We start from the raw sequence: 20,837 nt of genomic DNA on the forward strand, positions 1-20,837 counted from the left end.
CGCGAAAGACGGTCATTCCTTCTTCCGGTAATCGTGGCGAAATGGGTTGTGCCCGGTCGAAGCTTGCCTCCACGGCCTTGGGGTAGATCACTTCTGTCGCCTGACTGCCATCAAAAAAGGCCCCAGTCTTGCGACCGGGGCCTTTGTCTTGTTGTGGAGCTCTCTTAGAACTGGTTCCAGAGGAACTGGTTGTAAACCTCGTGGTGATACTGCACTTCTGGCGCCTTGACGAAGGTGCCGAGAAGACGGGGGCAGCGATCGGCGGAAGCTTGCTTCAGATCCGCATAGCGGCCCTTGACGTCGTCTCCCAGCAGCTTGGTGGACCAATCGGAGGCCCGGAAGTTTTCCATTGCCGTGTAGACGTTGTCCGGAAGGTAGCGCTCTGCCTGGCGCAGATTCTTGATCTTCGAGATCTCGCCGTCGAGGCCAGTCTTGAAGACCGAATACAGCACCATGTAGGGGTTGGCGTCCGGTCCCACCGAGCGAACCTCCACACGCGAACTCTTCTCGTTGCCGATCGGAATGCGAACCATCGAACCACGATCCGTGGCCGAGGCCTTGATCTGGTTCGGCGCTTCGAAGTGTGGATCGAGACGGCGGTAGGCGTTCACGCTCGCATTCAGCATCAGGCAGATGTCGTTGCCATGAGTGAGGATGCGATCGATGAACTGCCAGGCAAACTTGCTGATCTTCTCTTCGCCCTTCGGATCCCAGAACACGTTCTTGCCACCCTTGGTGATCGAAACGTTGGTATGCATGCCGCTGCCGTTGACGCCGACAACCGGCTTGGGCAGGAAGCTGGCGGTGAGGCCCATGCGGGTGGCCACTTGACGGCAGATCAGCTTGTAGAGCTGAATCTGGTCCGCCGCCGCGACCACTTCGCCGTAGGAGTAGTTGATTTCAAACTGCGAAGGAGCCACTTCCGGATGGTCCTTTTCGTTTTCAAAGCCCATCGAGCGCTGCACTTCGGCCGTGGTGTCGATGAAGGTGCGGAGCAGGTCGCCAGGCAGAGAGTGATAGTAGCCGCCGGTGTTCACATACTCAAACTTACCGAGCTCATGATAATGACGTTCTGCATCGGTGCCCTTGAACAGGAATCCTTCGATTTCGTTCGCAGCGTTCAGGGTGTAGCCGTTCTTCGAGAACTGCTCGTTCGAGAATTCTTTCAGCACGGCACGCAGGTCGCCACGGTAGGCCGAGCCGTCCTTGTCGACGACTTCACCGAAGACCAGTGCCTTGCCCGATCCGAAGACATCTGCCGGACCCCAATAGAACGCACTCCAGTCGATTGCCAGGCGAAGATCGCTCTCGCGCTGCGCGGTAAAGCCACGAATCGAAGAACCATCAAAAGTCAGATTGTCGAAACTATTGATCAAAAACTTCTTGTCATAGTCGAGCATATGCAGGCGGCCTTCGAGGTCGCTGAACATGACGGTGATCGCCTTGATCCCTTTTGCGTCAGTGAGATACTTCAGGCGTTCTTCCTGGATCACGTGAGCGGGAACGCGATTCTTGCGCTGCTCCTTGGCTGCCAGGTTCAGTTCTTCCAGCTCTCCATAGGAAAGCGTTAAAAAATTGCGCAAATCGTTAGACATTCATTCCCTCGATTGAGTAGATAGGGTACGGGCTATTGAGCGGAGCAGTAGCGAATCGTTCCAGGGCTGTCAACGGAGACGGGCGGGACGGGATCGTACCCAACAAAGACCAAATCCGGCACGAAGGCCGTTGCCCGATTATAATCCTTGGACTCCTTTGAATCCAAGATCGGAGAGGCTTGAGTACCCATGGTTATTTTTATTGAGGCTATCGATTCGGATAATGGAGAGATAGCATATGGACGGTAATATAAGTCAGCTGAATATTTCACGGGGTGGACTTCCCAAGCGTCCTCTGCCGCAGGCTCAACTCACGCCACTCGGTTTAGAGGGAGATGACTGGGCTCACCCCCAAGTCCACGGTGGTCCCAATCAGGCTCTGCTGCTGATTGGGCAGGAAGTTCTCGACGAACTCAATGCCCTCGGCTACACGCTGTTTCCGGGCGCGCTGGGCGAAAATCTCACCACGACCGGACTGGATTATCAGCAACTTGCGCTGGGCCAACGCTTTCGTTTGGGAGCGCAAGGTCTGATCGAGCTGACGAAATTGCGCAAACCCTGCCGCACCCTTGATCTATATAACCAGCCTGGTCTTGAAAAAATCCAGAAACTGCTGACGCAGAAGGGGCGCGGTGGCTGGTATGCCCGCGTTCAGAAAGGTGGGCTGCTCTTTCCGGGTGATAGGATCAGCTTGGTAGACCAAGTTGTCTGATCTCATCCTCAACTCTCTCGAAGGGATTCTCAAGAATCATAGCCGCGTGCTGGCTGAGGAATTGCGGCAACATCCCGAATGGCTTGAGGGACTGCAACTGGAACGTGATTTTGCCGTCGATCGCTTCCGCGAACTTCTGGCCGAAATTCCTTTTCAAAATCTCGCCCTTGCGGCCTTCCGCCGCCGTTGTATCCTGCGCATTCTCCTGCGCGACATTCTGGGGCATGCCTCGCTTTCCCAGACTGTTTCTGAGATCTCCGCTCTTGCCGACGCGATTCTGGACTGGTCCTACCAACAGATTCGTCATGAGGCCGAGGCGGTTTATGGCACCCCCCGGCTGGAGGACGGCACGCGCTGCGGCTGCTCCATCCTCGCTCTCGGCAAACTGGGTGGGCAGGAACTGAATTACAGCTCCGACATTGACTTGATGTATGTCTACGACGGTGTTGGCGAAACCAGCGGTCCGATGGTTCTCAGTAACAAAGAGTTTTTTGAGAAAGTTGCGCAACGGCAAACGCAGTTTCTTGGTGCTTATACCGCCGAAGGCATTTGTTATCGCGTCGACTTGCGTCTTCGTCCCGAAGGTAGCCTCGGCGAGATTGCTGTTTCTCTGGAGGCGGCGCGCGAGTATTACCGAGTCCGCGCGCGCGACTGGGAACTTCAGATGATGATCAAGGCCCGGGTTTCTGCTGGCGACCCTGCCCCCGGACTGGCGCTCATCGAATTCGTCGAACCTCTCACCTATCGCACCACCACCGATTTTTCGGCGATTGAAGCGGTCAGCGCAAGCCGGGTCCGGCTGGACGAAAAACTTTCCACCCGCAAGTTGAGCGGTGATGCACTCGACATCAAGCTCACGGGCGGTGGCATTCGCGATATTGAGTTTCTGGTGCAGTGCCTCCAGCGTCTGCATGGAGGACGTGAGCCCTGGTTGCGCCACGGTGGCACAATGCTCGCGCTCGCCCGGCTCAACGACAAATCGCTGATCTCGAACGCCGAGTTTCTCGAGCTCAGCGAAGCTTATGAATTCCTTCGTCATCTCGAACATCGCCTGCAGGTGATGGAAGACCGGCAGACGCATAGCATGCCCGAGAATCCGGAAGAGATCGATCACCTCGCCCGGCGTATGCCTCCGATTGATCTTGGCCATGAGAACACGGGGCCGCGTCTGGTGGCGCGCCTCAAGCGGCATCTTGCTGCTGTGGAATCGATCTACGCCAAGTTTATTTACGGGCGTGCGGCGGCATGGGCGCCGAGTCAGCCGGATCGATCACCGCTGAATGCGGGTTCCAAGCTCGATCGGTTGCTCGACGCCGCCAAGCACGACGCTGCGCTCACCCGTGATCTTCTGGATATTGCGGCGCTGAGCCCCTATCTCACGGAAGAACTGGTGCGCCAGCCGCTCTGGGTGGAAGAGGTGCGCCGCATGCGCGTCAGTGCGAATCATCCGGTGCAATGGGAGGCAGAAGGGGGCATGCGCCGGGCTTTCCGCCGCCGCAATTTCCGCATCCAGTGCGAAAGCCTCTGTCTGCGCCGCCCTGTTTTTGAAACGCTCTCGGCCACCAGTGATCTGGCGGATGCCGTCATTGCCCAAGCGTATCGGCTGGCGCTGAATGATGTTTCAAAAGGGCGCACGCAGATTGACCGCGACATGATGGTGGTTGCCTTGGGCCGGCTGGGCATGCGGGAATTCGATCTGGCAAGTGATGCCGATCTGGTTTTCATTCTTCCGAATGATGCGGCTGAGGATCTTGAGTTCTGGACCCGTGTGGCCGCCCGCATGATCGAGCTGTTGACGGCCTACACTGGCGATGGCGTGATCTTTACCGTGGACGCGCGGCTCCGTCCCTACGGACGGGAAGGCGACCTGGTGCAGTTTGAAGAGACCTACATCGATTACTTCACCCAGCATGCCGAGGCCTGGGAAGGCATTGCTTACATGAAAGCTCGCGCCGTTGCCGGTAACGTGGAGCGGGCCACTGCCTTCTTAAGTGAACTCCAGCAAGTGGATTGGCGCCGCTATGGACAATCGCATCGGTCTCGCAGGCAACTGAGTGATATGCGTGTACGTCTTGAGAAAGAGCAGGGAAAGAGCAACGCGCTCAAGGCGGGCCATGGTGGCTATTACGACATCGATTTCATCTTGATGTATCTACGCTTGCGCGGCGCGGGAATCTTTTTTAAAGTGCTCAACACTCCCGAGCGGATCGATGTACTCGAAAAGATGGGTCATCTGGAACGTGACGATGCCCGCTTCCTCATGGATGCGGCGACGCTCTTTCGCGCCATTGATCACGGATTGCGCCTCTACACCGGACAACCAGCCGGGAATCTTCCTCACTCCCGTGCCACTCTCGATGCGCTGCATGCCATGCTCGAGCGCTGGGTGCCTGACCGGCTGCGCCGGGAAAGTTTTGAAGCAGATCTCCGCAGTATCCAGGACCAGACTCGCGAAACCTTTGATCGCCTTTTTGCCTAAGCTCTCCATTCTGTTGCTGCTTCCTCTCCTCGCCCAAGCAGCAACGATCGAGTTCGCCTTGAATCGCATGTACAACTTCGATTTCAATGCGGCTGATCGTGAAATGGATCGCTACATCGCAGAAAAGCCCGAGGATCCCCTCGGCTACACATTCCGTTCTGCGGCCTATCTGTTTCGGGAGCTCGATCGTCTGGCGATCCTCGAAGGAGAGTTCTTTGCAAGCGATAAAAAATTTCTCGATAAGAAGAAGCCTGCTCCCGATCTGGCATTGAAGCTCCGCTTTCGGGAGTCGCTCGACCTTTCCCGCCAAAAAGCACAAAGCTTACTCAACAGCGATCCGAACCACCGGAACGCACTCTTCGCGCTCTGTCTCGATGCCGGGCTCACCAGTGACTACACGGCACTCATTGAGAAGAGGCAACTCGGGAGCCTGAGCGATGCGAGGGAATCGCAAGCCTACGCCGTCCGTTTGCTGAAACTGGATCCAGACTATGCTGATGCTTATCTGACGACCGGCGTCACGGAGTATTTACTCGGGAGTGTTCCCTTCTTTGTGCGTTGGTTTCTCCATTTTGATGAGGTGCAGGGGAGCAAGGCGGTTGCTGTGGATCGCCTCAAGTTGGTTGTCAAAAAAGGAAAGTATCTCGGCCCCTTTGCGAAAATCCTGTTGGTGATTGTCCATCTTCGCGAGAAACGGCCACAAAGTGCGGAAATCTTGCTCTCCGAGCTGAGCCGTGAATTTCCGGAGAATCCACTCTTCCAAAAGGAACTGCAAAAGCTCCGGCCCACGCTCAAAGGAACGAAATAAGAATCCAGGTCCAGATCACGACGAGAAGATAGACGCCGAACAACGCGGCGAGGGCAATCTTGTCGCCAGTGCGAAGGTGAAGTTCGGGCCAGGGGAGGGGTGCCTGGCGGCTTCGCAGCAAGGCAAGGCCGAGCCCCAGTGTGATCGACAGCAATGTGGCCGCGGCACACCAACCTCCATAAACTGCATTCAGGGCTGGCTCTGCCAGCAGGCAGATTCCTACCGCTTCAAAGTCCATTTTCAATCCAATGGCGAAGACTAAGGTCTTGAAGACGCCTGCGAAGGCGGCACGTCGCTCTTCGTTTTTAAAGTCCGCAGCACGTGCGAGCATCAGCGCCGCCATCCCGCCATGTAGCAGATTCATAAGCGGAACCCGGAACACGATGAATCCTGATTTCGCGGCAAAGACGGCCTGATGGCCAAGGGGGTTCCGCAACACGGGCAGCTCTAAGGGGAGCGGACTCGTAACATCTTGCGAGGAGTAAAAAGGGCAAGCCGAAGATCAAGGCGCAAGCCATCCGCGAGAGACGGCTCATCCGTGAGTTTCGCCGCTCTATTCGAATTTCTTGAAGTTCTCGTCAAACAGTTTTTTGAGATTCGTTGCCGCCTTGTCGTAGGCGTCGCCATCTCTCCACTGGGCCTTCGGATCGAGACTGCTCGCGGGCACGCCAGGACAAGTGACCGGCACATGGACACCGAATACCGGGTGCGGACGTGTCTCTACAGTATCGAGTTCGCCGGCAATCGCGGCCTCCACCATCGCGCGGGTGTACTGCAGCTCCATGCGATGGCCCACGCCATAGGCTCCACCCACCCAGCCCGTGTTGACGAGATAAGTCTTGACGCCGTGCCTCCGTAACTTGTCGCCGAGCATGGTGGCGTAGACCTTCGGGTGCCGGGGCAGGAAGGGCTCGCCGAAGCAGGCACTAAAGGTGGCGGCGGGCTCCTTGCCCAAGCCACGTTCCGTACCGGCAAGCTTTGCCGTATACCCGCTCAGGAAGTGGAACATTGCCTGTTCCGGTGTCAATCGGCTGATCGGCGGCAACACGCCAAACGCATCGGCTGTGAGGAACAGCACATGTGTAGGATGTCCGGCCACGCCAGGGATGCGCGCATTCGTGATGTATTCGATGGGATAAGCGGCTCGTGTGTTCTCGGTGTACTCTTCGCTGTTGTAGTCGAGTGTGCGTGTCTCCGGGTCCATGACGACGTTCTCAAGCACGGTGCCGAATTTGATCGCATCCCAGATTTCCGGTTCGTTCTTGCGCGTGAGGCGGATGCACTTTGCATAGCAGCCCCCCTCGAAATTGAACACGCCATTGTTGCTCCAGCCGTGCTCGTCATCGCCGATCAAGTCGCGCACCGGGTCTGCCGAGAGCGTGGTCTTGCCCGTGCCACTCAAGCCGAAGAACAGGGCTACCGCGCCGCCCTTGGCTGCATTGGCCGAACAGTGCATGGGGAGAATGTTTCGGTCTGTGAGGAGAAAGTTGAGAATCGTGAAGACGCTCTTTTTGAGTTCTCCTGCATAGTAGGTGCCGCAGATCAGCACGATGCGCTTTGTAAAATCGATCGCGATACAGGTGCTGCTCCTGGTGCCATCAACAGTTGGGTCGGTCTCAAAACTTGGAGCAAAGTACAGCGTAAATTCTGGCTGATGGTGCAGCTCTTCATTCGCGGTGGGCCGCAAGAAGAGTTGCGTGCCGAATAGACAGTGCCAAGCTTTCTCGGTGATGAAGCGGATGGGCAGACGGGTGGCCGGGTCGGCGCCGCCAAACCCGTCTTTGACAAAGAGCTCACGGCCTTCCAGATGCTTGGTCAGCTTCTCAAAAATCCTCGCAAACTGCTCGGAATCAAGGGCCTGATTCACCGGGCCCCAGTTCACGGTGTTCTCTGTGATCGCATCGCGCACAATGAACTTATCCTTCGGCGACCTGCCCGTAAACTGGCCTGTCCGTACGACAAAAGCGCCGTTTGCCGAAAGCTGCCCCTCCTCTCGCGAGATGGCCGCCTCAATCAGCGCGGGTGTCGAAAGATTCCAAAATACAGGCCCCGGATTTGAAATTCCGGCCCGTTTGAGGGCTTCCAGCCGGCTCGAAGTAATATTGGATACGTCCATAAGTGTTGTTTATGAGAGTCTACAGAATATCATGAGGGTGTGAAATTGTTGCTTCAGTGTGCGATGGTCTGCCTCCTCGCCTTCACCCGCCTCCAGGCGCAGGTGATCGAGTTTGAGTCGAACGGACTGAAGTATCAAACCCTGACAAAATCCGGGCTTACCGTCATGTTTGCGAGCATCCCGTCGCAGATCCGCGGCTATACCGTATTCCAGGTGGCCGTGAACAACGGTTCGAAGTACATCTGCACTGTGGACCCCGAGGACTTCTTCTTCCGGCGTGAAGACGGCTCGACTCTGCGGGCGCAACCTGCGCGGCAGATTGTGCGCCGGATGCTGGAGAAAGCAAATCGCGATGATGTGATCAAGCTGGTGGGCGCCTACGAACTCGGCCTCTATGGCTTACAGCGCATGCAAAGCACAAACGGTTACGAACAGCGCCGGCAGACGGCGATTGGAGAAATTGGCGGCAACAAGTTGAAGGCCGCAGCCGCCGCAAGCGCGATTGCGCTGGTGCGCAACAAAGTGGTGGCCGGTGAGGCGACAGATGGGGCGATCTTCTTCAACGTCGAGAGCAAAGCCATGGGGCTCGGCAGACTGACCGTGAAAATCGCTGGAGAGCTTTTTGAGTTTGACCCCATGACGCCGTTACTCTCCCACCACCAAAGTCCCTAGTAGCCGGTATGCTGTTAGGTTGATTGATCTTCACACCCACACCTACGAGAGCGATGGAACCGACTCGCCTGCCGGTTTGATCGAGAACGCCGCGCGCGCTGGGCTCACGGCGATCGCAATCACAGATCATGACACTTTTAGTGCCCATGCGACGGCTCAGCCGCTTGCCGATGCACACGGCATCAGGCTGGTGCGCGGTGTGGAAGTGAGTACTAAGGCGCGTGGCCGCAGCGTGCATCTGTTGTCTTACTGGTTCCATGGCGCAGCGCCGCAAGCTTTTGAAGACTGGCTCGCGGCGATGCTGGAGTACCGCCGTGAACGCAATCGCCGTCTGGCGGCACGGCTCCGCGAACTCGGGATTCCGATTGAGCTCGAAGAGGCGGAAGCCCTCGGCCGCACTGTTACTGGCCGCGTTCATTTCGCGAAGTTGTTAATCGCAAAGGGCTACGTGAAGACCGTGCCCGAAGCCTTTGACCGCTACATTGGCGAAGATGCACCCGGTTTCATTCTGATGGACGATCCGAAGACTCCCGATGCCATTCGCAAAGTCCGGGAGCATGGTGGTGTGCCTGTGCTCGCGCATCCGATCCGGCTGGGGATGAGCGACCCGCAGGTGGAAGAAGAGTTCATTCGGGAGCAAGCGGATGCTGGCCTGCTGGGGCTGGAAGTGATGCACTCAGATCACGACGAGCTTGCTCGTGCACGCTACCTGGCACTGGTTGAACGGTACAATCTGTCTCCGACAGGAGGCTCCGATTATCACGGCAGTGTCAAGCCGCAGATTCATCTGGGGCGAGGCATCGAGGGCAATGTCAGTGTTCCTCAGAGCTGGCTCGATAAACTGTCATCGTTATGACTCGAGAAGAAGCTTGGGCGATTGTCACCGAACACGTACAGAGCGACGGCTTGCGCCGTCACATGCTTGGGGTGGCGGCCTGCATGGAGGCCTATGCGCGGAAGTACGGTGAGGACGAAGAGAAGTGGGCGGTAGTTGGAATGCTGCATGACTTCGATTGGGAGATCCATCCGAATCTGCCAGACCACCCAACCAAGGGCGAAGCCATCCTTGAAGCACGCGGTGTGAGCGAGGAGATCCGCCGGGCAATTCTCTCGCATGCTGATTTTACGGGCATCCCAAGAGATTCCTTGCTGGAGAAAGCTCTCTTTGCTTGTGACGAATTGTCCGGCTTTCTCACCGCCGCCTCCTATGTGAAGCCGAGCAAAAGTATCTTTGAGGTGGAACCCAAAGGGGTACTGAAGAAGATGAAGGACAAGGGCTTTGCCCGCGCGGTGAATCGCGATGACATCACCAAGGGCGCTGCAGAACTGGGCGTGGATCTTGAGACTCACATCCAGTTCTGCATTGACGCGATGAAGGCAAAGGCGGACGAGCTGGGGATTAGAGGATCTTACGAAGCTTCGTAACGCGGCCGACTTCTACCCATTCGGCGACATAGATATTGCCGTCGGAGTCGAAGCTGGCGCCATGCGGAGCAATGAATTGTCCGGCTGTGAAGGACTCGCGGCCCAGGGTGCGGATGCCTTCATAGGTTTTGCCATCGGTTTGTCTTCCATCGCCCAGTTGTACGAGCGGCTTGTTGTTGCGATCGAACAAGGTGACGACTGCCTTCAGGTCGGGCATTAGCATCAGCCCATTCTGAAACTCGAAAGTACTCGGCCAGCGCACTCCGTCCTTCAGGCTGTGGAGCGGCTTGCCGTCGAGATCGAAGTACTGCACCCGGCTGTTGGCGCCTCGTTCGCCCACTACCAGCAGCGGTTTGGAGCCGCGTGGATCAATCGCGATGGCGTGGGGCCAGATTGTCGTTCCCGCTGCCGTCTCGACATTCTTATCCTTGTCCATCAACTCGCGTGAGCCGCCGAAGGTGGAGACCCAGCGTAGCTTCTCGTCGTAGTGATGGATATAGAACTTGCCGTAACCATCGGCGACATAGAGATGGCCATTGGGCGCGATGGCCAAAATGGAAGGCTTGTACTCGCTAGCCTTTGCATAGACTCCGCTGGCAATGGGAGCATGCATCACCCAGACCACTTCGCCGTCGAGGGTCGTCTTGCGGACAAAGCCCTTGACGTTATCGCAGTGGTAGAGGAACTCGGTGGAGCCTTCTTTGCGCAGGACCAGCCCGTGCGCGCCACCCCGCAGATCTGCCCCCCAGCTCTTGATGAACTTGCCCTTGTCATCGAAGATGCAGATTGCATCAGGACTCTCGCTGTCTTTGTGAACCGTATGGGCGACAATGACGCGGCGGTCTTCGGTGACGACAATGCCGTGCGTGTTGCCAAAACGAATCTGTGGCGGCAACTGCGCCCAATCGTGGTGGACTTCATAGGTGTGCGCACCGCTTCCCATGACCGGAAGCTTCTGCTGCCCACGGGCAGCTGTTACGAGATAAGGAAGGCTGGCAAGCAAGGCCCGTCTTTGCATGAACTCATTATGAAACGAGCTACCAGAACTTCCACCAGGCTTTCTCTGCGGGGAGCGTTTCTTTCCAGCTCGACGCATCGGCGATGTCCTGCCGGCAGTAGGGGCAATCCTTCAGATGCCGTTCGACGCTTGCCTTCTCGTCGCTGTCGATCTTGCCGGACAGATAGCGGCCCAGCGCCTCATAGGGAATGTGCTGCTCTTCAGGCAACGGCGGCCTCCTCGATCTTCAACTCCTTGCGGTCGGCATCGATCGAGGCCATCACGCCCAAGGGCAGCGTGATCTGGTCTGCGGTGTGTCCGAAGAGCAAACCATGAAACACCGGCACCTTCACCTTTGTGAAGACTCGATCGAGCACCTCTCCCAGCGTGTAGTTGAAGGTGCTGCTCGGCTCAAATTGCTTTGGGCCGCAGTCCACGCATTCTCCGATCACCACCCCCGCGCATTGCTCGAACTTGCCAGCGAGGGCAAGCTGTTGCAGCATGCGATCGATCCGGTAAGGCTCCTCGCCGACATCTTCGAGGAAGAAGATCTTGCCGCGTACATCAGGCTCATAAGGCGTGCCCATCAGACAACTGACCAAAGTGAGATTGCCACCGATGAGCCGGCCTTGCGCCTTGCCGCCACGAATGGTTCGCAAGGGATGCGCAGGCCGGAACGCGTTGCGCTCCACCGGATTGGTCAACAAGCCCATAGGCTTAGGATCGGTGGCTCGCTTGAACCAGTGCTGCGAAAACTCAGTGAAGGGCGATAGCCCTGTGGGGCCATGAAAGGTCACCAGCCCGGTCTTCTGATGGATGGCCAGATGCAGCCCGGTGATGTCGCTGTAGCCGAGCAGGATCTTCGGGTTGCGGCGGATCAGATCGTAGTCCAATCCATCCAGCAACTGCGGGGTGCCGTAGCCACCGCGAATGCAGAGGATGCCATCCACTTCGGGGTCTGCAAACATCGCGTGCAGGTCGGCAATACGAGCTGGAATGTCCTCACCCACGCGTGACTCGCGATGCCCCACCTGCTTGCCAATCTTTGTCTTCCAACCAAACATCTGCGCCGTCAACTGCATGGTGAGCAATTGATTCGGGTCTGCGACATATGTGCTGGGGGTAATCAGCCCGACAGTCGCTCCAGGCGGCAAAGCTTTCGGCTTCAACGGGCCCGGCGATGCAGTGCTTTGCGCCGCGAGTGCGGCTGGCATTGTGGAGACAAAGGCGCGGCGTTTCATGCTTACCAGTTTGTCAGGCTGCCATCCGGTCTGCGGTACAGCGGGATGGGCTGGTCGTGTTTGGTCACTTCCCAGAACATCGGAATCTTTGTGGCATCAAAGCTCACGCCCAGTCCCACGCGGCTATTCGCATAGAGTTTGCCCGCCTTGTAGTCGTAGCACTCCGGCAGATAGCTGCGATGCGGCGAATCGATCGAGGCGCCGGTCATCTCCATCAGCACCGGACCGGAGAAGGTGCTGTTGCAATGGACCAGCGCGGCCTCGCCGATGGGGCCTGTGAAGTGCGGCGTCTGTCCGACATAGTGCGTCTCACAGATCGCCGCCAGCTTCGTATATTCGGTGATGCCGCCGCAGTTGGGGATAGACACGCGGTTGTAGTCAATCAGCCGGCCTTCGATCAGTTCATTGATGTCCCAACGATGGCTGTGCTGCTCGCCCACTGCGATGGGCACCTTCACCATTGGCCGCAGTTGCCGGTACACATTGTTGTTCTCGCTGCGAATCAGATCTTCGACAAAATAAGGCTCCAGTGGCTCAATCAGGTTGGCCAGCTTCACGGCATCGGGGAAGTCGAGGCGGGTGTGGAAATCGATGGCCCAGTCACCTGCCTTGCCAACGCCCTCGCGCACTTCCTTGCAATGCTGGTGGGTTGCCAGCACCATCTCGCGGTTCTGGAAAGGACGGCTGCCCGGGTCGCTCACTGAGGTGCGGAAGGCCCGGAAACCAGCTTCGATGCAAGCGCGCGCGGTCTCGGCCGTGGAGAGCTTTTTCGGATTCGGAAAACCGGTGCAATAGCATTCGATGTAGTCGCGGGAGAGCCCGCCGAGGAGCTGATGTACAGGCACGCCGAGCGCCTTGCCGCGGAGATCCCAGAGCGCCAGGTCGAGCGCGCCGATCGAATGCGTCTTCTCGCGTCCCGCGGGATAGAACAAGCCGCGGAACATCAACTGCCAGAGATGATCGATCTTGGTTGGGTCCTGTCCAATCAACTGTGCAGCCAGTTGCTTCACCAGATCGGGCGAGCCTCCTTCTCCGATGCCTGTGATGCCGGCGTCTGTCTCAATGGTGACGACATGGAAGCTCTGGTTGACCATCGGACGCGTGATCGGCGACTCGTAGTAGCGGATGCGGGTGATCTTCATTCGCTTTAACTCCGCGTTCGCCCTTTCTACAAGTGGGAGAGCAAGGACAGCGGACTGGAGAAAGTTTCTACGAGTGAATTGCATACGGGTTTGGCCTTTATGTTATATCTGATCGACAATGCGGGAGCTTGTGTGCCAGCAGGACCAATCGCTCCAGCACTGGCTCAGCGGCAAAATGGCTCATGATATCGTGAGCCGGGTGAGGCTGCAGCAAGAAAAATTTATTGTGATGGAACAAGCGCGAGCCTTGCGCGCTGAACTGGTGCATTGTGATGCTGGCTATATGTTTTATTGCAAGGTTGGCGCGTGAAGGGTCTGAAAAAGTTCTCCTTCTGCCTCCCCTATCTCAAACCACACATCCTCGGGTTGAGCTTTGTCATGACGATCAGTCTTCTGTCCACCGGACTCAGCCTGGTGCAGCCCTATCTGACGAAACTGCTCATTGATGAAGCACTGTTGAAGAAGGATTTCCAGGCGCTGATCCAGGTGTCCGGAGTGATGGTGTTCACCAGTGTTCTGGCCTTTGCGATTAATGTGGGCGTGGGTTACTGGTATACGCAGATCTCGACCCAGGTATTATTTGCGATGCGCGCCGATCTGCTGCGGCATCTGCACCGGTTGTCGCCTCGTTTCTACTCGGAGTGGAAGACCGGCGACATCCTCTCGCGGCTCAATAATGACATCAGCGAAGTGCAGCGCGTGGTGGCGGAAGCCTTGCTGAGCGTGTTGGGCAACATTGGCTTTTTGATTGGCAGCATTGTGATTCTCTGGGGGATGAACCCGCGGCTTTTTCTGGTGGGCGTTGCGGTGCTTCCGCTGGCTGTGGGCGTTGCCTGGTGGTTCCGTGGGCTGCTGGTGGAGCGAGTGCGAGAGGTGCGCGAGAAGTCGGCGGAGATGGGGAGCTTCTTGTTGAACACGCTGCTGGGCCATCGGGTGGTGACGGCGTTCGATGCGACGGGGCGCGAGGGTGCACAGTTTTCTAATCAAAATCAGGGTTATGTCGCAGCACTGCTGAAGATGCAGCTTATCTCTTATAGTGGCGCTGGTTTGCCGTCCATGTTGCTTGCGCTCGCGACGGCTGCGGTGTTCTGGGTGGGCGGCTCGGAAGTGATTGCAGGCACCATGACGGTGGGCACGCTGCTGGCCTTTCTGGCGTATCACATGCGCTTGCTCACTCCGGTGCAGAGCCTGATGGGCATGTACACGAATCTGGTGACAGCGCAGGTATCGCTTGAGCGAGTTGAGGCATTGTTCTCGATTGCGCCCGAGGTGCTTCCTCCGGTGAATGGCCGATTGCTGGGAGGGGTGCGTGGGGAGATTGAGTTGCGCGATGTGGGCTTCCGGTACAAGGACGCACGTGCGGTGCTGGAGCATGTGAATTGGCATGTGGGCGCAGGTCAGATTGGTCTGGTGCTGGGCCCGAGCGGCCGAGGGAAGAGCACGCTGGCCGATCTGCTGCTGCGCTTCTACGATCCGATGGAGGGATCGGTTCTGCTCGATGGACAGGACTTGAAGACGATCGACATCAAAGAGCTGCGCCGTGCCGTTTGCGTTGTGGAACAATCGCCCTGGCTCTTCCCGGCGAGCATTGGGGAAAACCTCCGTTATGGCGATGAGAAAGCGAGCGATGCAGAGCTGCGTGCGGCACTCGATAGCGTGGGCCTTGGAGAGATCTTTCGGGATCTGCATGCCACTGTGGGCGAACGGGGTCTTGCAATTAGTGCCGGACAACGGCAACGCTTGGCAATCGCGCGGGCACTGCTGCGCAAGCCGCGGGTGCTGGTGCTTGATGAGCCGACCGCTGCGCTAGACGAGGCGAGTGAGCGGCTGGTGACCGACGGGCTTCGCCGCCATCTGCCCAATGCGACGCTCATTTTGATCACGCACCGGACGAAGTTGCGCGAGATTGCAGATACGGTGCTGGAGCTGGATTAGGCCGCTGATCGCGATTCTCGATAGCAGAATCCACGCGGGACATCCTCATGTCCATGGGGTGAAGTCAGTACCGTGGTGGCTGGAGTCGTCCATTCGTATGTGCCGGAAACGGGACAAACATCGAGGGTGTGATTGGCGTGGAGATCGATGTGGCGCTCGAACGCGATGCCTGCCGGCAAGTGGCGAGCCCTGATCTGTGGGAAATGCGGGATGTGAGCGGGGATCGAATCCGTTTTACTGTGGCGAATCTGACCGGATCCTGACCAGGAAATAGAAAGGCCCCACGAATGTCCGTGAGGCCGCATTGCTGCTGGTGGATTGGTGTCTATGGCTGCGCCGCGCCAACCGGCAGCACTGCACCGGCACCGATAAAGTCCGGGCCGCTGATCTCAAGCCGGGCGTTGCCGGCCGTCACACCGGCGGGGATGATGACATTGATCTGGTTTAAGCCGACCAGTTGCGGCGCCAAGCCAACGAAGGTGATGGTGGCCGGGAGGCCGCCGATCCTAACGGAGATCGGATTCGTCGCTACGCTGAGCGGGTTGACCGGACCAGGTTGCCCATCGCCAACGGCCGGACTCATCGTCCCGAGACCTGTGACATAGATCGCAATCGCTTCGCCGATGAGCGCAGGCTTATCAGTGGTGATCAGCGAGTAGTCCGGATGGAGCGCTGCTGCGGTGCCGATGCCGCCTGGGGGCTGGGTGAAGACTCCCGGCGCAGTGCGGTTGACGTAGGAAGTGACTTTGTTCGAAGCAACTCCTTGATTGACGACTTGAATCGCCGCAATGTTCTCACTGGTGCCAAAGGGAACAACTGCGGAGATCTGCGTGGGGCTGACGGCATAGATGGGAGCAGGCCGGTCGTTGATCAAGACCTTGACGCCCCCGAGTTCAAAGGGAAAGCTGCTGTCGGCGACGGGAACAGATGCCAGGCCGGAACCGTAGATCGAAAGCAATTCACCGGGGGCAACGCCAGCAGTGAAGAGCGCAGAACTGGCTGCATTCAGAATGCCTGTTGGATCGATGAAGACCCCGGACGGAGTGAAGCTGGGAGCCTGCACGGCAACATTGACGCCGAGCGAGGAACCGATGCCAAGACCGATGCGAACAGCCGCGCCAGGGCTAAAGAAATAACGATTGGCGGGGTCCTCATAGGTACCATCCGGCTTGATGGTGAAGGTGCCGGAATCGGTGTATTCGTAAGGCACCAGATCGTAGCCCGAAATCAGGCGTTGGTGGTTGAGCAGGACGCCAGAACTTGCCTTGAGTGAGCCATAGAACGAGTAGATGTCGGCATAGCCATTGGTGAGCAACTGGGTGTTGTCCTGGTCGAGTCCTGCCTGGTAGTAAAGACCATTGAAGTTCGGCGAGTTGGTTCCAGTGCGGACGCCCACAATCATGTCCCAGGCGGTGGGTGAGCCGCCGAAGACGAAGTCGCCATTCTCGGACAGGTAAAGATACTTGGTCCCGGCGATGAGGTTGGTGTTGGACAGGGAGCCGCCGAGGCTCAAGTTGATGCCCCCGTTGCTGAAACGGTATTGGACGCCAGTGAGGCTTTGGTTGACAACACGCGAGCCATTGGCTGCAATGAGACCGCTGGCATTGACGCTACCGATGTTGCCATTGCCGTCCGGGTTGAGCTGGAAGGCACTATCGCGGACATCGTAAACATTGCCTGTGGGGGTATCAACGGACAACATCGTGTAGTTGCCCTTGAAGGAGGAGAGGGTCGGCAGGGGCGAGGCTAGTTTTGCGGCGATGAAAAGATCGTTGTATTGGGACTCCGTACTGCTTCCGACGAAAATGCCGCGTGAGACGAGTCCATAGATGGTGCCCGCATTGGTGAAGAGCGGACTGATGAAACCGAAGCCGCTCGCGGAAATGGAATAGGTGCCAGAGCCGCTAAGGTTTCGTACCGCGGTGTCTCCGCTGTCATTGATCTGTGCACCGCTGAGCGTGTATTTGCCATTGCCATCAAAGACGATGTTGCCGTAGACAGCGATGGCTTGCCCGACGCTGCCATTCTCCGAGGTCATAACCCAAATGACTTGGCGAAAGTAGTAGCTTCCCTGCAGTTGATTGTTTCCTGAGTTGTCCCAGGGGGGCGCTGTCTGTGCGGAGAGGGTGGCCAAGGCCAGAAGGGTGAGAAGTACGAATTTGATCAAGCCCACGCCCTGATCTTAGCGCCTCTGTGGCATTGCGCAAGCGGCGTATGATGACTGCATGCGAATACTCTGTTTGTTGTCCCTGCTGGTGGGAGTTGTTGGCGCCCAGAGCCTGGTGGTGCTCAATAAGGAAGATGCCACGCTCGTTGTGGTGGACGTGAAGACCGGCAAGGTGAGCCGTCCTGTCCAGACTGGGGAGAGTCCGCATGAGGTTGTGGTCTCTGCGGACGGCAAGTTTGCTTTTGTGACGAACTATGGCTCGAAGACGCCAGGGCATTCACTTTCTGTTATCGATCTGGGAAAACTGACGGAGGCGCAACGGGTGGAACTTCTTCCGCTCTCAAAGCCGCACGGCATTGCTGTGGCGGACGGCAAGATCTGGTTCACTGCAGAAGCCAACAAAGTGGTGGGCCGCTATGACCCGGCAACCAATCGCGTGGATTCGATTGTGGGTACGGGCCAGAACCAGACACATATGGTGATGTTCAACCAGGACCGGACAAAGATGATTACTTCGAATATGGGTGGGGATAGCTTGTCCATTTTCACGTTAGAAGGCGCGAACTGGAATCAGACGGTGGTGCCTGTGGGGAAGGGACCAGAGGGGTTGGATGTGAGTCCCGATGGACGCTCGGTTTGGACGGCGCACTCGCGGGATGGTGGGGTGTCGATCGTAGATCTGGCGACAAAGCGGGTGACGGAGGTTTTTGATGTGGGGACGAAGCGCTCCAACCGGATCAAGTTGACGCTGGATGGGAAACTGGCGCTGATCTCGGATCTTTCCGGAAATGAGCTGCTTGTTGTCGATGCAGCCACACACAAAGTGATCAAGCGGATGGCAATCGGGAAGTCGCCGGAAGGGATTCTGTTGGAGCCCGGTGGGGCGCGGGCGTACATTGCTGTGACCGGTGAGAACGAGATTGCGGTGCTGGATCTGAAGACGCTGGAAGTAACGAAGCGATTCCGGCCGGGAGCGGGTCCGGATGGGATGGCGTGGGTGCAGTAATACACGGTTTGCGGCATTTTGGGGGCTGAAACCGGCAGGCCATCCGATTGAAAGCAATAGAGATAAGGCCTCGGTAGGTTCGTTCCTTTGTTTTGATGCTTTCGGCTGGTTTTCGCCCTTTGTGGATCGGATGGACTGCCGCCGGGCGGCTGTAGTCTGTTGGATGATTCAGTTGTCGAAGAACTGGGCCGACGTTGGTAATACCGGCCTGGATTGAGTATGCATGAGCTGTGTATGGGTTTTGAGGATTGTGCGGGTTAAGTCTTTTGGAATCAGCAGAAAATATTTTAGAAAATCGGTGACTGGGTTGCGGTTGTAGTGTGGCGAAGGTACGCCTTCCTCATGAAGACGCTCTCGAAGGCCTGGAGCTTATTCGGCTAGACTCGGCGAGCAAGGCAATCGGAGAGCATTCTTTCAGTCGATTTATCTCGTGTTTATGAGCTCGGCGATCGTCCGCTCCGCAAAACAATCCTGCTGCTGTTTGGGCTAGAAGCGGACTCATAAACCCATAGAGAGCGGAATATGGGAATTTGAAAGAGCTCTGGTGAATTGCGCGGAAGAGTATGCGTGGACGATGGGACTTAAAGGACGACCAATGGGAAGTCGTGGAGCCGGTGTTGCGTCCGCAGCGCCGGGCGGATCAGCGTGGCAGGCCGTGGCACGATACTCGATGCGTATGGAACGGGGTGCTGTGGGTTTTAGGGAGTGGGGCGCAGTGGCGTGAACTGCCGGAAAGATATCCGCCGTACCAGACCTGTCACCGACGTTTTCAACAATGGGTGCGAAGCGGAAAGCTGGAAGAGACGCTGAGAGTGTTGGCCCGCTACTTACATGAGCGAGGCCAGTTGAATCTGGAAGAAGCGTTTGTTGATGCCACATTCGCGAGCGCAAAAAAGGGGCCTCGCCGTTGGCCCCACCCGTCGCGGCAAGGGCACGAAGATCATCGCTCTCGCCACTGGTGACAGTCTTCCTCTCCCCGTTGCTGTCGACAGCGCTTCGCCGGCCGAGTGTCAGCTTGTGGAAGACGTTCCGGCCGGAAGCTTCCTCGATGAACTGCCCAGGCGGCTCATCGGAGACAAAGCTTACGACTCGGACAAGCTCGACGAAAAGCTTGCCCAAGAGTACGGCATCGAAATGATCGCGCCGAACCGGCGCAACCGGGGCAAGACTCAGGATGGACGACCATTGCGCCGTTACCGCCGCCGCTGGCGCGTCGAACGGCTCTTCACATGACTTCATCACTTTCGTCGTCTGGTCACTCATTGGGAGTACCACGTCGAAAACTTCCTCGGATTTGTTCGCCTCGGTTGCTTGCAACTCTTACGCAGATATTTATGAGACCGCTTCTAGTCTCCTGAGTCATTGATTTCTAGCAGAAGTGTTCGGTTGATGGGCGGCAAGGGTGGTTGAAGCAAAGCGGGCGATGGACTCAAGAATTTGAGAGGCAGATTTGGTCCAGAGGAATGGTTTGGGTTGCTCGTTGTGCACGGCAATGAACTTCCGAATAGCGTCCTCTAGTTCCGAGACGCTTCGATGAGAGCCACGCTTGATTTGCCGTTGTGTCAACAACGCAAACCAGCGTTCGACTTGGTTCAACCAAGAGGCATGTGTGGGAGTAAAGTGCAGATGATACCGGGGCCTCTTTTGGAGCCACTGTCGAACCTTGGCGGTCTTGTGCGTTCCGTAGTTATCCAGCACCAGATGGACATCCAGGTCGGCAGGGGCGGCCGCATCGATTTTTTTCAAGAAATCGAGGAACTCTACAGAGCGATGACGGCGATAGCATTTGCCCAATACCCGGCCGGTGGCGATATCCAGAGCCGCAAACAGACTGGTCACTCCATGTCGTTGATAGTCGTGCGTGCGGCGCTCAAGTTGACCGCTTCGTAGCGGCAACACGGGTTGGTTCCGGCTTAGCGCCTGGATCTGACTTTTCTCATCCACGCACAGCACCAACGCATGATGCGGGGGCGACAGATAGAGCCCAATAATGTCCCGCACTTTGTCAACCAGCAACGGATCGTTCGACAACTGGAAGGTTTCGCTTCGATGTGGCTTCAGACCAAAGGCACGCCAGATGCGGCTGATGGTGGATTGACTCAGTCCTGTTCTCGTCGCCAGCATTCGGCTGGACCAATGGGTTGCTCCCTTGGGGGCCTTCTCCAGTGTGAGCCGGACGACCTGCTCAATCTTGTCGTCGCCGATTTCTCGTGGCGCCCCGGGCCGAGGCTCATCTCCCAAAGTTGAGATCCCGCCCACAATGAAACGATTACGCCAGAATCCAACAGTAAACCCAGTTGTCCTCAGCTTCGCCGCAACTGCGGCGTTACTCAATCCGCCGTCGCATTCCAGGATGATTCGTGCCCGAAACGCTGTTGCTCGGGACTTTCTTGGCTGCCGCACCAACCGTTCCAACTCTTCCCGTTGCTGCTCGGTTACCACCAACTCCTGCTTCTTGGGTCGTCCTCGCTTCGCTTCCATGCTTCAACCATAGAACAAGCGGTTATATTATGCCAGCCACTTAGGACTCAGGACACTAGCG

General features: G+C 57.3%; 18 protein-coding genes and 1 pseudogene. 10 read left to right on the forward strand and 9 right to left on the reverse strand.

Going from position 1 to position 20,837, the window contains the following annotated elements; translation table 11 throughout:
* Positions 1-164 precede the first annotated feature (164 nt).
* Complete coding sequence (locus tag M017_RS0109095) at positions 165-1,595, reverse strand: glutamine synthetase family protein (protein ID WP_031497522.1); 1,431 nt, start codon at positions 1,593-1,595, stop codon at positions 165-167.
* 238 nt (positions 1,596-1,833) lie between these two features.
* On the opposite strand from M017_RS0109095, the gene M017_RS0109100 reads away from it, so the two are divergent.
* The 3 genes from M017_RS0109100 to M017_RS0109110 are packed head-to-tail and all read left to right on the forward strand — an operon-like array spanning position 1,834 to position 5,594.
* The gene (locus M017_RS0109100) at positions 1,834-2,307 is read left to right on the forward strand and encodes an MOSC domain-containing protein (protein WP_031497524.1); all 474 of its coding nucleotides are present in this window, start codon (positions 1,834-1,836) and stop codon (positions 2,305-2,307) included.
* Complete coding sequence (locus tag M017_RS0109105) at positions 2,300-4,786, forward strand: [protein-PII] uridylyltransferase family protein (RefSeq protein WP_051669721.1); 2,487 nt, start codon at positions 2,300-2,302, stop codon at positions 4,784-4,786. The genes M017_RS0109100 and M017_RS0109105 overlap by 8 nt, the downstream gene beginning before the upstream one ends.
* A complete protein-coding gene (locus tag M017_RS0109110) occupies positions 4,779-5,594 on the forward strand; it encodes a hypothetical protein (RefSeq protein ID WP_155121321.1) in 816 nt (271 codons plus the stop codon). The genes M017_RS0109105 and M017_RS0109110 overlap by 8 nt, the downstream gene beginning before the upstream one ends.
* Here the strand turns inward: M017_RS0109110 and M017_RS0109115 are convergent.
* Together M017_RS0109115 and pckA are read right to left on the reverse strand one after the other, a co-directional pair.
* Positions 5,578-6,033, reverse strand: a complete 456-nt coding sequence (locus M017_RS0109115) for a hypothetical protein (protein ID WP_031497528.1) — start codon at positions 6,031-6,033, stop codon at positions 5,578-5,580. The genes M017_RS0109110 and M017_RS0109115 overlap by 17 nt on opposite strands.
* A 114-nt stretch (positions 6,034-6,147) precedes the next feature.
* Positions 6,148-7,710 carry a phosphoenolpyruvate carboxykinase (ATP) gene (gene pckA, locus M017_RS0109120; protein WP_031497530.1) on the reverse strand — a complete coding sequence of 521 codons (1,563 nt, stop codon included), beginning with the start codon at positions 7,708-7,710 and terminating at the stop codon, positions 6,148-6,150.
* A gap of 39 nt (positions 7,711-7,749) precedes the next feature.
* On the opposite strand from pckA, the gene M017_RS0109125 reads away from it, so the two are divergent.
* The 3 genes from M017_RS0109125 to M017_RS0109135 are packed head-to-tail and all read left to right on the forward strand — an operon-like array spanning position 7,750 to position 9,807.
* Entirely contained in the window at positions 7,750-8,382 is a 633-nt protein-coding gene (locus tag M017_RS0109125; RefSeq protein WP_238325846.1) for a hypothetical protein, read from the forward strand.
* 19 nt (positions 8,383-8,401) lie between these two features.
* Entirely contained in the window at positions 8,402-9,238 is an 837-nt protein-coding gene (locus M017_RS0109130; protein ID WP_031497533.1) for a PHP domain-containing protein, read from the forward strand.
* Entirely contained in the window at positions 9,235-9,807 is a 573-nt protein-coding gene (locus M017_RS0109135) for an HD domain-containing protein (protein WP_031497534.1), read from the forward strand. Before M017_RS0109130 ends, M017_RS0109135 begins: the two co-directional genes overlap by 4 nt.
* Here M017_RS0109135 and M017_RS0109140 read toward each other — a convergent pair.
* The 4 genes from M017_RS0109140 to M017_RS0109155 are packed head-to-tail and all read right to left on the reverse strand — an operon-like array spanning position 9,782 to position 13,187.
* A complete protein-coding gene (locus M017_RS0109140; RefSeq protein WP_051669726.1) occupies positions 9,782-10,825 on the reverse strand; it encodes an NHL repeat-containing protein in 1,044 nt (347 codons plus the stop codon). The two genes, M017_RS0109135 and M017_RS0109140, sit on opposite strands and share 26 nt — an antisense overlap.
* A gap of 19 nt (positions 10,826-10,844) precedes the next feature.
* Positions 10,845-11,033, reverse strand: coding sequence for a zf-HC2 domain-containing protein (locus M017_RS0109145; protein ID WP_031497538.1), 189 nt, complete (start codon positions 11,031-11,033; stop codon positions 10,845-10,847).
* Positions 11,026-12,045: a S66 peptidase family protein gene (locus M017_RS0109150; protein ID WP_031497540.1), complete on the reverse strand. Its 1,020-nt coding sequence runs from the start codon at positions 12,043-12,045 to the stop codon at positions 11,026-11,028. The genes M017_RS0109145 and M017_RS0109150 overlap by 8 nt, the downstream gene beginning before the upstream one ends.
* Positions 12,046-12,047: 2 nt before the next feature.
* Complete coding sequence (locus tag M017_RS0109155) at positions 12,048-13,187, reverse strand: mandelate racemase/muconate lactonizing enzyme family protein (RefSeq protein WP_202901631.1); 1,140 nt, start codon at positions 13,185-13,187, stop codon at positions 12,048-12,050.
* 306 nt (positions 13,188-13,493) lie between these two features.
* Here M017_RS0109155 and M017_RS0109165 point away from each other — a divergent pair, with 306 nt between their 5' ends.
* Positions 13,494-15,122: an ABC transporter ATP-binding protein gene (locus tag M017_RS0109165; RefSeq protein WP_031497545.1), complete on the forward strand. Its 1,629-nt coding sequence runs from the start codon at positions 13,494-13,496 to the stop codon at positions 15,120-15,122.
* A 128-nt stretch (positions 15,123-15,250) separates the two neighbouring features.
* The gene (locus M017_RS30415; RefSeq protein WP_272945386.1) at positions 15,251-15,385 is read left to right on the forward strand and encodes a hypothetical protein; all 135 of its coding nucleotides are present in this window, start codon (positions 15,251-15,253) and stop codon (positions 15,383-15,385) included.
* Positions 15,386-15,447: 62 nt separating this feature from the next.
* Here the strand turns inward: M017_RS30415 and M017_RS0109175 are convergent, their stop codons facing one another.
* Positions 15,448-17,289: a hypothetical protein gene (locus tag M017_RS0109175; protein ID WP_155121322.1), complete on the reverse strand. Its 1,842-nt coding sequence runs from the start codon at positions 17,287-17,289 to the stop codon at positions 15,448-15,450.
* A gap of 58 nt (positions 17,290-17,347) precedes the next feature.
* Here M017_RS0109175 and M017_RS0109180 point away from each other — a divergent pair, with 58 nt between their 5' ends.
* Entirely contained in the window at positions 17,348-18,295 is a 948-nt protein-coding gene (locus tag M017_RS0109180) for a Vgb family protein (RefSeq protein WP_031497549.1), read from the forward strand.
* 563 nt (positions 18,296-18,858) lie between these two features.
* Positions 18,859-19,633 (forward strand): annotated as a pseudogene (locus M017_RS28605) (IS5 family transposase).
* A gap of 21 nt (positions 19,634-19,654) precedes the next feature.
* On the opposite strand, the gene M017_RS0109190 reads toward M017_RS28605, so the two are convergent.
* Complete coding sequence (locus M017_RS0109190; protein ID WP_051669437.1) at positions 19,655-20,776, reverse strand: IS630 family transposase; 1,122 nt, start codon at positions 20,774-20,776, stop codon at positions 19,655-19,657.
* Positions 20,777-20,837 lie beyond the last annotated feature (61 nt).

It is taken from the genome of Bryobacter aggregatus MPL3 (genome assembly GCF_000702445.1).
Classification (GTDB): domain Bacteria; phylum Acidobacteriota; class Terriglobia; order Bryobacterales; family Bryobacteraceae; genus Bryobacter; species Bryobacter aggregatus.

Excerpts from the sequence above, each read along its gene's own strand:
- M017_RS0109150 (WP_031497540.1), bottom strand. The coding sequence starts at position 12,045 with ATGAAACGCCGCGCCTTTGTCTCCACAATGCCAGCCGCACTCGCGGCG.
- pckA (WP_031497530.1), bottom strand. The coding sequence starts at position 7,710 with ATGGACGTATCCAATATTACTTCGAGCCGGCTGGAAGCCCTCAAACGG.
- M017_RS0109190 (WP_051669437.1), bottom strand. The coding sequence starts at position 20,776 with ATGGAAGCGAAGCGAGGACGACCCAAGAAGCAGGAGTTGGTGGTAACC.
- M017_RS0109180 (WP_031497549.1), top strand. The coding sequence starts at position 17,348 with ATGCGAATACTCTGTTTGTTGTCCCTGCTGGTGGGAGTTGTTGGCGCC.
- M017_RS0109095 (WP_031497522.1), bottom strand. The coding sequence starts at position 1,595 with ATGTCTAACGATTTGCGCAATTTTTTAACGCTTTCCTATGGAGAGCTG.
- M017_RS0109135 (WP_031497534.1), top strand. The coding sequence starts at position 9,235 with ATGACTCGAGAAGAAGCTTGGGCGATTGTCACCGAACACGTACAGAGC.
- M017_RS0109100 (WP_031497524.1), top strand. The coding sequence starts at position 1,834 with ATGGACGGTAATATAAGTCAGCTGAATATTTCACGGGGTGGACTTCCC.
- M017_RS0109155 (WP_202901631.1), bottom strand. The coding sequence starts at position 13,187 with ATGAAGATCACCCGCATCCGCTACTACGAGTCGCCGATCACGCGTCCG.
- M017_RS0109140 (WP_051669726.1), bottom strand. The coding sequence starts at position 10,825 with ATGCAAAGACGGGCCTTGCTTGCCAGCCTTCCTTATCTCGTAACAGCT.